The organism is Bradyrhizobium macuxiense (assembly GCF_007993935.1).
Classification (GTDB): Bacteria; Pseudomonadota; Alphaproteobacteria; order Rhizobiales; family Xanthobacteraceae; genus Bradyrhizobium; species Bradyrhizobium macuxiense_A.
Genome location: NZ_VITY01000003.1, coordinates 318,586 through 330,882 on the forward strand (window position 1 = coordinate 318,586; position 12,297 = coordinate 330,882).

Annotated in this window: 14 protein-coding genes; 5 read left to right on the plus strand and 9 right to left on the minus strand. The window is 66.0% G+C overall.

All coding sequences use genetic code 11. The features are described from left to right. Window positions 1-123 precede the first annotated feature (123 nt). Window positions 124-1,188: a polysaccharide deacetylase family protein gene (locus FBZ93_RS09425; RefSeq protein WP_146985642.1), complete on the plus strand. Its 1,065-nt coding sequence runs from the start codon at window positions 124-126 to the stop codon at window positions 1,186-1,188. Here FBZ93_RS09425 and FBZ93_RS09430 read toward each other — a convergent pair. Then, complete coding sequence (locus tag FBZ93_RS09430) at window positions 1,185-1,394, minus strand: DUF2842 domain-containing protein (RefSeq protein WP_050422561.1); 210 nt, start codon at window positions 1,392-1,394, stop codon at window positions 1,185-1,187. The two genes, FBZ93_RS09425 and FBZ93_RS09430, sit on opposite strands and share 4 nt — an antisense overlap. 93 nt (window positions 1,395-1,487) lie before the next feature. Between FBZ93_RS09430 and FBZ93_RS09435 the strand changes: the two genes are divergently transcribed. Continuing rightward, window positions 1,488-2,573 carry a COX15/CtaA family protein gene (locus tag FBZ93_RS09435; RefSeq protein ID WP_146985643.1) on the plus strand — a complete coding sequence of 362 codons (1,086 nt, stop codon included), beginning with the start codon at window positions 1,488-1,490 and terminating at the stop codon, window positions 2,571-2,573. Between the two features lie 4 nt (window positions 2,574-2,577). On the opposite strand, the gene nadC is transcribed toward FBZ93_RS09435, so the two are convergent. From nadC to FBZ93_RS09475, 8 genes are all read right to left on the minus strand, one after another. After that, complete coding sequence (gene nadC, locus FBZ93_RS09440) at window positions 2,578-3,429, minus strand: carboxylating nicotinate-nucleotide diphosphorylase (protein WP_146985644.1); 852 nt, start codon at window positions 3,427-3,429, stop codon at window positions 2,578-2,580. Then, on the minus strand, window positions 3,426-4,976 hold the full coding sequence (locus FBZ93_RS09445) for an L-aspartate oxidase (protein WP_146985645.1): 1,551 nt from the start codon (window positions 4,974-4,976) through the stop codon (window positions 3,426-3,428). Before FBZ93_RS09445 ends, nadC begins: the two co-directional genes overlap by 4 nt. Beyond that, the gene (nadA, locus tag FBZ93_RS09450) at window positions 4,973-5,959 is read right to left on the minus strand and encodes a quinolinate synthase NadA (protein ID WP_146985646.1); all 987 of its coding nucleotides are present in this window, start codon (window positions 5,957-5,959) and stop codon (window positions 4,973-4,975) included. Before nadA ends, FBZ93_RS09445 begins: the two co-directional genes overlap by 4 nt. A gap of 54 nt (window positions 5,960-6,013) precedes the next feature. Next, the gene (locus FBZ93_RS09455; protein ID WP_146985647.1) at window positions 6,014-6,970 is read right to left on the minus strand and encodes an NUDIX hydrolase; all 957 of its coding nucleotides are present in this window, start codon (window positions 6,968-6,970) and stop codon (window positions 6,014-6,016) included. A gap of 14 nt (window positions 6,971-6,984) precedes the next feature. Then, window positions 6,985-7,389 (minus strand): hypothetical protein, encoded by a 405-nt coding sequence (locus FBZ93_RS09460; protein ID WP_146985648.1) that lies wholly within the window; start codon window positions 7,387-7,389, stop codon window positions 6,985-6,987. A gap of 156 nt (window positions 7,390-7,545) precedes the next feature. Continuing rightward, entirely contained in the window at window positions 7,546-8,826 is a 1,281-nt protein-coding gene (locus FBZ93_RS09465; protein WP_076857824.1) for an O-acetylhomoserine aminocarboxypropyltransferase, read from the minus strand. A 145-nt stretch (window positions 8,827-8,971) separates the two neighbouring features. Then, complete coding sequence (locus FBZ93_RS09470; protein WP_146985649.1) at window positions 8,972-9,556, minus strand: CoA-binding protein; 585 nt, start codon at window positions 9,554-9,556, stop codon at window positions 8,972-8,974. 105 nt (window positions 9,557-9,661) lie between these two features. Further along, window positions 9,662-10,489, minus strand: a complete 828-nt coding sequence (locus FBZ93_RS09475; RefSeq protein WP_146985650.1) for an enoyl-CoA hydratase — start codon at window positions 10,487-10,489, stop codon at window positions 9,662-9,664. A gap of 71 nt (window positions 10,490-10,560) precedes the next feature. Between FBZ93_RS09475 and FBZ93_RS09480 the strand changes: the two genes are divergently transcribed. The 3 genes from FBZ93_RS09480 to rpsI all read left to right on the plus strand — a co-directional run bounded on the left by FBZ93_RS09480 (window position 10,561) and on the right by rpsI (window position 12,082). Then, window positions 10,561-10,989 (plus strand): PaaI family thioesterase, encoded by a 429-nt coding sequence (locus tag FBZ93_RS09480; protein WP_076857819.1) that lies wholly within the window; start codon window positions 10,561-10,563, stop codon window positions 10,987-10,989. Between the two features lie 152 nt (window positions 10,990-11,141). Beyond that, entirely contained in the window at window positions 11,142-11,606 is a 465-nt protein-coding gene (rplM, locus tag FBZ93_RS09485; protein ID WP_021079117.1) for a 50S ribosomal protein L13, read from the plus strand. After that, window positions 11,606-12,082 (plus strand): 30S ribosomal protein S9, encoded by a 477-nt coding sequence (rpsI, locus tag FBZ93_RS09490; RefSeq protein WP_028333930.1) that lies wholly within the window; start codon window positions 11,606-11,608, stop codon window positions 12,080-12,082. Before rplM ends, rpsI begins: the two co-directional genes overlap by 1 nt. The last annotated feature ends 215 nt before the right edge of the window (window positions 12,083-12,297 follow it).

Below are 12,297 nucleotides of genomic sequence, written 5' to 3' on the forward strand. Positions count from 1 at the left end.
CAGGTCTCGGCTGGGGCCGACCTTCGCAGGGAAATGTCAACAAAGAGTAATAAGTATTGGCTTGGGGGCGTGCTTGGCGGTGGTGGGAACCGCCTGGACGGGACAGGGACGGGTAAGGGGATCTTGGCGCCGGACAATCGGATTTTGCGGCGGGCTCGGGCCGAGCTCGCCTATTTCAGTGGTGCCTTCAGGTTGCGGGAACGCGAGGCCGGCGGCGCCGGAGTGATCCTGCGCTTCGCGCGCGTCCGTCCCGCTCAACGTGGCCGGTTCCAACCGCTGCAATCCCAGGAGATCACGCCGGCTTTCCTGGATCGCACGATCCGCGGGCTGAAACGCTGGAAGTACGACATCGTCGGGATCGACGAGGCCTGCCGCCGCGCGGTGACCATGCCGGAGCGCCGCCGCTTTGCCTGCCTGAGCTTCGACGGTGCCAGCAAGGACATCGTCACACATGCCTATCCCGTGCTCGCCAGGCATGGCGTCCCGTTCACGCTCTATTTGCCGACCGCTTTTCCGGACGGCGTGGGAGCGGCGTGGTGGCTGGTGCTGGAGGACATCATCGCCCGCGAGGGCCGCATCAGCCTTGTCATCGATGGCAGGGAACGGCATTTCGTGGTCTCGGCCCTGTCGGACAAATACGAGCTGTTCGATTTCCTGTCCGGCTGGCTGCGCAAGCTGTCGCCGCCTGATCTGTCCTATGCGGTGAACGATCTCGCGCGGCGCTATTCGGCCGATGCTGCGCGATTGTCACGCAGCGCGTCGCTCGACTGGCAGGATATGGCGACGCTTGCCGCGGATCCGAACGTGACGTTCGGCAGCGCCACGGTGAACTACTCTGTTCTGTCGAGCCTCAGGGATGCGGACGCGCAGCGTGAGATGGCGATGGGAAAGGCCGTGGCCGAGAGCGCGCTGCGGCGGCCGGTCAGGCATTTCGCCTATCCCCTCGGCGACCGCGACGCGTTCGCCCGTCCGCATGTCGTGATGGCGGAGGAGGCTGGTTTTGCCAGCGCGGTGACGACCATCTCCGGCATTGTCGAGGCACAGGGACGCACCAACCTCTATGCGCTGCCGCGGATCGCGTGGGACGGCCGCGTGCGCTCGCTGCGGATCTTGCGGGTGCTGCTGTCGGGCGTGATGTTCGCGCCGGTTCGGCCGACGCGGAGCGCACGGGAGCAGGGCGCGCTCTAAGCGCGATCGGGGCGCGACATCCAGGACACGATCGGCATCGCGGGCAGCACCCAGCCGAGCCCCGCGACGACGTAGAAGATCGCCTGGAGCAGGCCGGAATTGGCAAGCCACGGCGTTTGGGCGATCGTCATGCCGAGCAGAGACCACACCACGACCAGGATGAGCAGGAAGATGGTTCCGAGCAGTTTGCGGGTGCGTATCGCCATGGCTTGTATGTGTAACTCGTGATCTCAGCGGTGCTTGCGCCGCGGGCGCGGCGGACTATAAGGGGCCCGAAAATCCAATCAAGTCAGGGCGAAATGGCCGGTATTTCCGCAAAGACATCGCAGCTCCGCGCCGTCAGGGTCTGGCTGATCGCGGTCGCCGGTCTGATCGCGCTGATGGTGCTGGTCGGCGGGGCCACGCGGCTCACCGAGTCCGGCCTGTCGATCGTCGAATGGAAGCCGGTGACCGGCGCGCTGCCGCCGCTGACCGAGACGCAGTGGAGCCAGGCCTTCGAGGGCTACCAGAAGATTCCGCAATATCGTGAGCTCAACGCCGGGATGACGCTCGCCGAGTTCAAGACGATCTTCTGGTGGGAGTGGAGCCACCGGCTGCTCGGCCGGGTGATCGGCGCCGCCTATCTGCTGCCGTTCCTGTATTTCCTGTGGCGCGGCGCGGTGAGCGGTGAGCTCGGCCGCCGGCTCTGGGTGATCTTCGGCCTCGGCGCGCTGCAGGGCGGCGTCGGCTGGTGGATGGTGGCGTCCGGCCTCTCGGAGCGTGTCGAGGTGTCGCAGTATCGGCTGGCGACGCATCTGGTGCTGGCGCTCCTGATCTTCGCGGCGATCGTCTGGACGTTGCGGCGCCTGACCGATCGTCCATCCGTGATCGCGCCGCTCAGGCTGAAGATCACGAGCGCGGTGCTGCTCGTGCTCACCTTCGTGCAGCTCTATTTCGGCGCGCTGGTCGCGGGCCTGCGCGCGGGCAGGGTTTACAACACCTGGCCTGACATCGACGGCGGATTTATCCCGTCGGCTGACCGGCTCTGGTTCGAAACGCCGTGGTGGCGCAATCTGTTCGACAACACGCTGACGGTGCAGCTCGAGCATCGCATGACCGCCTATCTGTTGTTCGCGCTGGCGATCGCGCATGCGATCGATGCCGTGCGCTCGCGCGCAGGCGGTGCCGTCATCGCGGGCGCCTGGTGGCTGGTCGCGGCCATCACGCTGCAGGCGACGCTCGGCATCCTGACACTGCTGCATCAGGTGCCGATCGATCTGGCGCTGACGCACCAGGCGGTCGCGATTGTCGTGCTGACGCTCGCGGTGTTGCAGGCCGAGCGCTTCGCGGCGCGCCGCACCGAGCGGGACCAGCCGACCCTCATTCCGGCCGGCCAGTCCGTTTGATCGATCAGGACAGATAGTCGAGCCCGATATCGAGCGCGGCGGAGCTGTGGGTGACCCAGCCGACCGAGATCAGGTCGACGCCGGTCGCGGCAATCGCCGCGGCGGTCGCCGCCGTGATGCGGCCAGAGGCTTCGGTGATCGCCTTGCCGCGCGCCATCTGGACCGCCTGGCCGAGCTGCTCGGTCGTCATGTTGTCGAGCAGCACCGCGTCGACCCCGAGCGCCAGCGCTTCCTCGAGCTGCGACAGCGTGTCGACTTCGACCTCGATCTTGACCAGATGACCGGCGTTGGCCTTGGCGCGCTCGATCGCGGTGCGGATGCCGCCGGCGAGCGCGATGTGGTTGTCCTTGATCAGCACGGCATCGTCGAGCCCGAAGCGGTGGTTGCCGCCGCCGCCGGCGCGCACCGCATATTTCTCCAGCGCCCGCAATCCCGGCGTGGTCTTGCGGGTGCAGACGATCTGCGCACTCGTGCCCGCGACGGCCTTGACCAGCGTGGCGGTCGCGGTGGCGACGCCGCTCAGATGGCAGAGGAAGTTGAGCGCGGTGCGCTCCGCGGTGAGCAGGCTGCGGGCCGGGCCGTCGATGATCGCGATCACCTGGTCGGGCTCGACCGGGCTGCCGTCGGGCCGCTCGGCGCGCAGCGCGACGGAAGGCGACACCGTCTGGAAGGCTGACCGCGCGACGTCGAGCCCGGCGATCACGCCAGGCTGTCGCGCCCGCATCACCAGCCGCGCCTGCTGGCCGGCCGGGACGATGGCATCTGCCGTGATATCGCCGGCGCGGCCGAGGTCCTCGCGCAGGGCGGTCTGCACGATCGGCTCATACAGCAGCGGCAACAGGGGATTGAGGGTCATGACAGGGCACTCCTGGCGAATGTGTTGGCTTCAACGATGTCGCGTGCGGCGGCGAGCGCCTCGGCACGGGTGAGGGAGGACGGCGCCGCCGACAAAGCGGTGTGCGGGAAATCGGTGCGGAAATGACCGCCGCGACTTTCCTCGCGCTGGATTGCCGCGACCGCGATCATCAAGCCGACCAGCGCTGCATCGGAAGCCGCGCCATGGCTGCGCACGAGTGGGTAGAGGCTCCGGATTGCGCGTGCGATGCCGTCGCGGTCGCGCAGCACGCCGAGCCCCTGCGTGAGGATCGGTCGCACGGCGGATGGATCGGAGGCCGGCGGCATCGTGTCGGCGCGCAGCATGGCGCGTGGACCTGCGCTCACGCCCTCGATGCTCTCGGCGACCCAGCGTGCGCAGACGATTGCTTCCATCAGCGAGTTGCTGGCGAGTCGGTTGGCGCCGTGCAACCCGGTGCGCGCGGCCTCGCCGCAGGCCCACAGGCCCTGCACCGTGCTGCGGCCAAAGCCATCAACCGCGATGCCGCCCATGTGGTAGTGAACCGCCGGCCGGATCGGGATCGGATCACGAGCGGGATCGATGCCGGCCATCTTGCAGAATGCGCTGATCACGGGATAGCGCTGCGCAAAGTCTGCCCCCGGATGCTGGCGGGCATCGAGGAAGGTGCGATGCCCCGCGGCGCGGTGACGCCACACCGCGCGCGCGACGATGTCGCGCGGCGCGAGCTCGGCCCCTCGCTGATCGGCCATGAAGCGTAGGCCGGTCTCGTCGATCAGGATCGCACCGTCGCCGCGGATCGCCTCGGTCAGCAGCGGCATCGGCCGCGACGGCCCGTCAAAGGCGGTCGGATGAAACTGGACGAATTCGATGTCCGACAATCTTGCGCCGGCATGGGCCGCGAGTGCGAGCCCCTGGCCGAAGCAGCCGCCCGGATTGGTGCTGTCGGCGAACAGTCCGCCGATGCCGCCGGTCGCGATCACGACGCGGTTGGTCGCGATCGTCAGCGCGCCGCGGTCGCTCGCCGCGAGCACGCCCCTGACTGCATTGTCCTCGACCAGCAGGCGGCGCGCCTCGACGCCTTCCAGCAAGGTGATCGACGGCGTCTGACGGACCGCGGCGATCAGCGCGCGCATGATCTCGCGGCCGGTGCCGTCGCCGGTGGCGTGCACGATGCGGTTGCGGCCATGCGCGGCCTCGAGCCCGAGGCGCCAACTGCCGTCGGCGCGGCGGTCGAAGGCGACGCCGAGTTCGGCGAGATGCTCCACGGCGGCAGGCGCCGCGTGGACGATCCGGGATGCTGCCGCCGCGTCGCAAAGGCCGGCGCCGGCCGCGAGCGTATCGGCGAGATGCAGGGCAGGGCTGTCATCCGCGCCGACCGGCGCGGCGAGGCCACCCTGCGCCCACATGCTGGAGGCTTCGGCGCCGAGCGGCGACTTCGACAGCAGTACGACCGGCTCGGGCGCGAGTTGAAGTGCGGTCATCAGCCCCGCGGCGCCGCCGCCGATGATAACAGGGCGGCCGTGGAGATCGGAGAGATCGATGCTCATATCGCCAGCATCCTTTCAACGCTCCGGCGCGCGCGCGCGGCGATCGCGGGGTTGATCGTGACCTCGTGCTGGTTGGTCTCCAGCGCGTGGCGGATGTTCTTCAGCGTGATCCGCTTCATGTGCGGGCAGAGATTGCAGGGACGGACGAAGTCGACATCGGGATTGCGCGCCGCGATGTTGTCGCTCATCGAGCATTCCGTCAGCAGCACGACGCGCGGCGGACGCTTGGTCTCGACGAACGACTGCATCGCTGCGGTCGAACCTGCGAAGTCGGCTTCGGCGACGACCTCGGGCGGGCATTCCGGATGCGCCAGGACGGTGACGTCGGGATAATTCTCGCGCAGCTGGCGCACGTCATCGGCGGTGAACAGCTCGTGCACCTCGCAATGGCCCTTCCAGGCGATGATCTTCTTGCTGCTCTGCTTGGCGATGTTCTGCGCCAGATATTCATCCGGCAGCATGATGACGCGCTCGGCGTCGAGTGATTCCACCACCTTGAGCGCATTGCCCGACGTGCAGCAGATGTCGGACTCAGCCTTCACCGCGGTCGAGGTGTTGACGTAGGCGACCACAGGCGCATCCGGATAGCGCGCGCGCATCAGCCGCACGTCTTCCGCCGTGATGGAATCCGCCAGCGAGCAGCCTGCCTTGAGATCGGGGATCAGCACGGTCTTGGCTGGGTTCAGCAGCTTCGCCGTCTCGGCCATGAAGTGGACGCCCGCGAGCACGATGACGTCGGCGTCGACCTTGGTCGCTTCGCGCGCAAGCAGGAGACTGTCGCCGACGATATCGGCGACCCCGTGGAAGATCTCCGGCGTCTGATAATTGTGCGCGAGCACCACCGCATTGCGGCGGCGTTTCAGCTCCAGGATCGCGTCGACGTCCTCGGCGAAGGTCGCCCATTCGAATGGCGGGATGACGCGTTTGACGCGCTCATAGAGCGGCGCGGTGCGGGTAAGCAGATCGGTATCGAGCAGGGCCATTTATACTCTCCGTGAGCATAAGATGGCTTATACTTATCCTGAGCATAAGGCGTGTCAAGTGCGCGAAAGCGGAAGCTTGGTGCCGGCGACAGCCCGTTCGGCCAATACGGCATGGCGGAAGCGGAACAGCTTGGCCGGCCGTCCGACGGTATCGGCGGCCATTGCACCAGTCTCTTCAACGAGTTCCTGCTGCTCGATGAGCCGGCGGAAGTTCTGCTTGTGGACCAGCCGGCCTGCGAGCGCCTCAACACTGCGTTGCAGTTGCAGCAGGGTGAACTCGGCCGGCATCAGCTCGAATACCACCGGACGGTATTTGATCTTGGCGCGCAACCGCGCGATTCCGGTCGCGAGGATGCGGCGGTGATCCGCCGTCATCGGCTTGCCTGGCACGACCGACGCTTCGCGGCCACGCGAATGGTTGGCTTCCGGTATCAGCGACGCCTCCCAGAGCAGCTCATAGCGCTGCAACACCAGTTCTTCGTTCCAGTCGCGATCGTCGAGACCGAAGGTGATCGCGCAGCGCTGCCAGCGCTCGCGCTGCAGCGCCGGTGACGGCGCCGCCTTCGCCCATGCCTTCAGTTTCGGTGCGATCGACTTGGCAATGAAGCCCGGCGCACCGGCGCGATGATCTTCCCAGGGGAAGTAGTCATACCAGCCGGACCAATGCGCCTCGAAACCTTCACCGACCTCGTCCTCGCGGGTCAGGCCGAGATAGCTGATCGAGACGCTGTGCGGCGACCTGGCGTCGCCGGACCGGCCGCGGTCGGCGAAGGTGTAGAGCTGCTCGACATAGCCGAGCGGGTGGCCGGTCTGCGCCTCGACCCAGGCCCGCAGCGCGGTCTGCAGCGAGCGATGGGTGAACTCGAACGGGCCGCTCGGCAGCGCGGAGCCGCCGGCGATGGTCATGATATCAGGCGTGCCGTCGGTGACGGCGACCAGCACCGCGACGAGGTCGGCGGTGACGGCATTTCCCGAAGCCGGTGTGCTGGATTTCTGCGGCGATCTGGCCACGCGATCGTCCCGGGCTAGCAGTAGCCGTAGACGCCGCAGGCGTAGGGCAGGCGGTCCCAATAGGTCACATAGGCGCCGCCGTAGTATGGGCCGAGATAGCTGTAGGAGCGGTGGTCGCCGTAATAGCCCGGCAGCGCCGCCGATCCCGGCAGCAGTGGTTCGCCGGGCGGGAACACGATGTACGGCTCTGAATTCAGCGGGATCACCACGGGCTCGACGACCACGAGCTGGCGGCCGCGTCGCACATAGGTCGGCCCTGTGATTGACGTGCGGTAGGCGTAGTGCCGGCGCGGCAGGCCCGCCGGCAGCTGGCGCGCAGCCTTCACGGTGGCGCTCTTCGGAGGGACGGGGCCGTCGGCAGCATCAGCAGGCGACATCGCAAACAGTGCGATCGCGAGCGGCAATATCCAGCGCAGCATCAATGGTCTCCCGAATCATCCGGAGCCTATCACTGCCACTTTAAGCCGGATTGAACGTTAACGAGAGGCCCGTCGGTATTAAGCGTTAACGGGGCACTCGCTTTGGGCAAGTTGCCGGAGCGGTGCGGTCGCGCCGCTCCGGAACCAGCCGCGCGATCAGGCGCGCAGCGCCTGGTCGAGGTCGGCGATCAGGTCTTCCTTGTCCTCGATGCCGATCGAGAGCCGCACCACCTCGGGCGCCGCGCCCGACTTCACCTTGGCGGCGTCGTCGAGCTGGCTGTGGGTGGTGGAGGCCGGGTGGATCACCAGCGAGCGGGTGTCGCCGACATTGGCGAGATGCGAGAACAGCTTCAGGTTCGACACCAGGTTGACGCCCGCGTCGTAGCCGCCCTTGAGGCTGAAGGTGAACACCGCGCCGGCGCCCTTCGGCGCGTATTTGCGCTGCAGGGCGTTGTACCGATCGCCGGGCAGGCCGGCATAGTTGACCGCCGAGACGGCCGGGTGGGTGGAGAGGAATTCCGCCACCGCCTTGGCGTTGTCGCAATGCTTCTGCATGCGCAGCGGCAGCGTTTCGATGCCGGTCAGGATCATGAAGGCGTTGAACGGCGACAGCGCGGGACCGAGGTCGCGCAGGCCGAGCACGCGGCAGGCGATCGCGAAGGCGAAATTGCCGAACGTCTCCTGGATCCGGATGCCGTGATATTCGGGGCGCGGCTCGCTCAGCATCGGATATTTGTTGTCCTTCGACCAGTCGAAGGTGCCCGCGTCGACGATGATGCCGCCGAGCGAGTTGCCGTGACCGCCGAGGAATTTGGTCAGGGAGTGCACGACGATGTCGGCGCCATGGTCGATCGGCTTGATCAGATAGGGCGAGGCCAGCGTGTTGTCGACGATCAGCGGCACGCCGGCCTTGCGCGCAACGGCGGCGATCGCCTCGATGTCGGTGATGCTGCCGGCGGGATTGGCGATCGACTCGATGAAGATCGCCTTGGTGTGCGGCGTCACCGCGCGCTCAAAACTTTCGATCTCGTCAGGATCGGCCCAGGCCACATTCCAGCCGAACGCCTTGAAGGCGTGGGTGAACTGGTTGATCGAGCCGCCATACAGCTTCCGCGCCGCAATGATCTCGTCGCCGGGCTTCAGGAGTTGCTGCAGCACGACGAGCTGTGCCGCGTGACCGGAGGCGACGGCGAGCGCCGCGGTGCCGCCTTCGAGGGCTGCGACGCGTTCCTCGAGCACGGCGTTGGTCGGGTTGCCGATGCGGGTATAGATGTTGCCGAATGCCTGCAGGCCGAACAACGAAGCCGCATGGTCGGCATCGTTGAAGACGAATGACGTGGTCTGGTAGATCGGCGTCGCCCGCGCGCCGGTTGTGGGATCAGGCTGTGCGCCGGCGTGCACGGCGAGGGTGGAAAATCCCGGAAGGCGATCGGTCATTCTTTGTGTCCTGTTGTGGCCTGGTCGAAACGCGCGGCATGCTGATGGCGGCAGCGTCCGGCGTCAAGCGAGTTGGCGCGCCGTCGGTTTTGGGAGGGGCATCCCGGCTATACCGGACGATCGGAGCGATTATTCCGCCGAGCTGTCAGGTCGTCTCGGTCTTGTTTTTTGCCGCGCGGTCGGATGCCGCAGTCTGGCCGCCGCCGAAGCTCGTGCGGTTGAGCGACAGCCGCATGCCCTGGGTCGGGATCGGCGCGCGCTTGGAGCTCAGCGTGCGCGAGTTGACGCCCATCCAGGATATCTCGGACGACAGCCGGCCATACTCGATCTTGGGGCAGCGGTTCATCACCACCTTGAGGCCCGCCGCTTCCGCCTTCTCGGCCGCGGCATCGTCGCGCGCGCCAAGCTGCATCCAGATCACCTTCGGCGGCGGTGACAATTTCAGCGCCTCCTCGACGACGGGCATGATGTGGCTCGAATTGCGGAAGATGTCGATCATGTCGATCGGCCGGCCGATGTCCGCAAGCGAGGCGACGAACGGCTTGCCCATCAGCTCCTTGCCGACATGGCCGGGATTGACCGGGATCATGTCGTAGCCGCGCTGCGCCAGATATTTGAAGGCGAAATAGCTCGGCCGCACATTGACCGGCGAGGCGCCGACCATCGCGATCGATTTGACGTTGTTCAGGATGCTGCGGATGTAGTTGTCGTCGTAGGCGTCGTGGTTCATTGCTCATCTATTTCAGTTGCGTCATTGCGAGGAGCGAAGCGACGAAGCAATCCATACTTCCTGGTGGCGCGATGGATTGCTTCGCTTCGCTCGCAATGACGGAAGTCATCTATCCTGCCACTTCGGATCGCGCTTCTCGATGAAGGCGCCGATGCCTTCCTCGGCGTCGCGCGCCATCATGTTCTCGGTCATCACCTCGGCGGCGAAGCGATAGGCGTCCGCGAGGTTCATCTCGGCCTGGCGATAGAATGCCTCCTTGCCAAGCTTGACGGTGTAGGCCGATTTCAGCGCGACTTTCTCGGCCAGCGCGATCGCGGCGTCGCGCTCGGTGCCGGCGGGTACCACGCGGTTGACGAGGCCGATGCTCTGCGCCGTTGTCGCGGCGACCGGCTCGCCGGTCAGCAGCATCTCCATCGCCTGCTTGCGCGGAACGTTGCGCGACAACGCCACCATTGGCGTCGAGCAGAACAACCCGATGTCGACGCCTGGCGTCGCAAACGATGCCGCATCAGAGGCGACCGCGAGGTCGCAGCTTGCGACGAGCTGGCAGCCGGCTGCGGTCGCGACGCCCTGGACGGATGCGACCACGGGCTTCGGCAACTGCACGATCGCCTGCATCATCGCGCTGCAGGCGTTCATGATCTGCGCAAAATAGGCGCGACCTCGGTCGGCGTCGGTGCGGCGCGCGGTGAGCTCCTTGAGGTCGTGGCCGGCGCAGAACGCCGGGCCGTTGGCAGCGAGCACGACGGCACGGATGCTCTTGTCACCGCTGATCTCGTTCAGCGCAGCGTGCAGCTCGCCGATCAGCCCTTCGGAAAGGCTGTTGCGCGCCGCGGGGCGATTGAGCGTCAGTAGCGCGATACTGCCAACGCTCTCCCGCAGCAGGATCGGCTGATGTTGCGGCGCTTCCGCGCGGGCGGCCTGGGCGGACATGACGAAATTCCTCTATCGTGTCTGTGACAATTTAATGTAACAGGCAGGCTGAAGCGAGGGGCAGGGACCGCATGGCGATTGCGAAAATGAGCGTGGCTGAGCTGGAAGAGTTCCTGCGCAAGGAATTTCCGCAGGCGTTCACCCACGACGACATCAGGATCGAAAGCGCCGACGGTGAAACGGCCCTGCTGCGGCAGCGCTTCAGCGAGCGCATGCTGCGGCCGGGCGGCACGGTGTCGGGACCGACCCTGATGGGTTTGGCGGATTTCGCCATGTACGTGGTGCTGCTGTCGGCGATCGGGCCGATCGGCCTGGCCGTCACCACCAACCTCAACATCAACTTCCTACGCAAGGGCCAGCCGGGGCAGGACGTGCTCGCGGTGGCCAAGCTGCTCAAGCTCGGCAAGCGGCTTGCGGTCGGCGAGGTCAACCTGCTGTCCGGCACCTCTCCGGACCCGATCGCCCATGTGACGGCGACCTATTCCATTCCAAATCAATAGACTTTTTCACGGTATTATTGCACCATATTTATAAGCCGCTGTTTTTGCTGATATAATTCCGGTGCATCGACGTTGACGCAAGGCCGCGGCTTCTCTAGAAAGCCGCCAGTTCGGCGCATACGGCGCCGATTTCTTTTTCACGGATTTCACACATGAGCACGTTCTCGGCCAAGCCCGCCGAAGTGACGAAGAAGTGGGTCGTGATCGACGCCAAGGGTCTGGTGGTCGGTCGTCTCGCCACCCTCGTCGCGATGCGCCTGCGCGGCAAACACCTGCCTACCTACACCCCGCATGTCGATTGCGGCGACAACGTCATCATCGTCAACGCCGCGCATGTGGTGCTGACCGGCCGCAAGCGCGACCAGAAGACCTACTACAAGCACACCGGCTTCATCGGTGGCATCAAGGAGCGCACCGCGAAGCAGATCCTCGAGGGCCGCTTCCCCGAGCGCGTCGTCGAGAAGGCGATCGAGCGTATGATCCCGCGCGGTCCGCTCGGCCGCATGCAGATGGGCAATCTGCGCGTCTATCCGGGTGCCGAGCATCCGCATGAGGCCCAGAGCCCCGAGAAGGTCGATATCGCTTCCCTGAACCGCAAGAACACGAGGGCCGCATAATGTCCGATACGTTGCAGTCCCTCGACCAGCTCTCGCAGGTCAAGCCGGCGGCCCCCGACGCGCCGAAGTACGTCAAGAAGGTCGACAAGTACAATCGCGCCTACGCCACCGGCAAGCGCAAGGACGCGGTCGCTCGCGTCTGGGTCAAGCCCGGCTCGGGCAAGATCTCGGTCAACACCCGCGAGTTCGAAGTCTACTTCGCCCGCCCGGTGCTGCGCATGATGATCCAGCAGCCGCTGGTCGCGGCCGCTCGTAACGGCCAGTATGACGTGATCTGCACCGTCGCCGGCGGCGGTCTCTCCGGCCAGGCCGGTGCTGTCAGGCACGGCATCTCGAAGGCGCTGACCAACTTCGAGCCCGAGCTGCGCGGCGTCCTCAAGAAGGGCGGCTTCCTGACCCGCGACAGCCGCTCGGTCGAGCGTAAGAAGTACGGCAAGGCGAAGGCCCGCAAGTCCTTCCAGTTCTCGAAGCGCTAATTCGAGACTTACAATTTGCGGCAATTGCCGCGTGCATCGAGTTGCAGAGGGCGCCGCGAGGCGCCTTTTTGCTGCGCCTTACGGTTGCGTGCTTCGACGCGAATTAGCGCAGTTTTTCATGAAAACTTGCGTGTGCGTGCAAACGAAATTGGAACTCGGGGCTTCTAGCGTGCGGTCTCGCACTGGCGCTGCATCACCGTATTAATTGCGCCTGC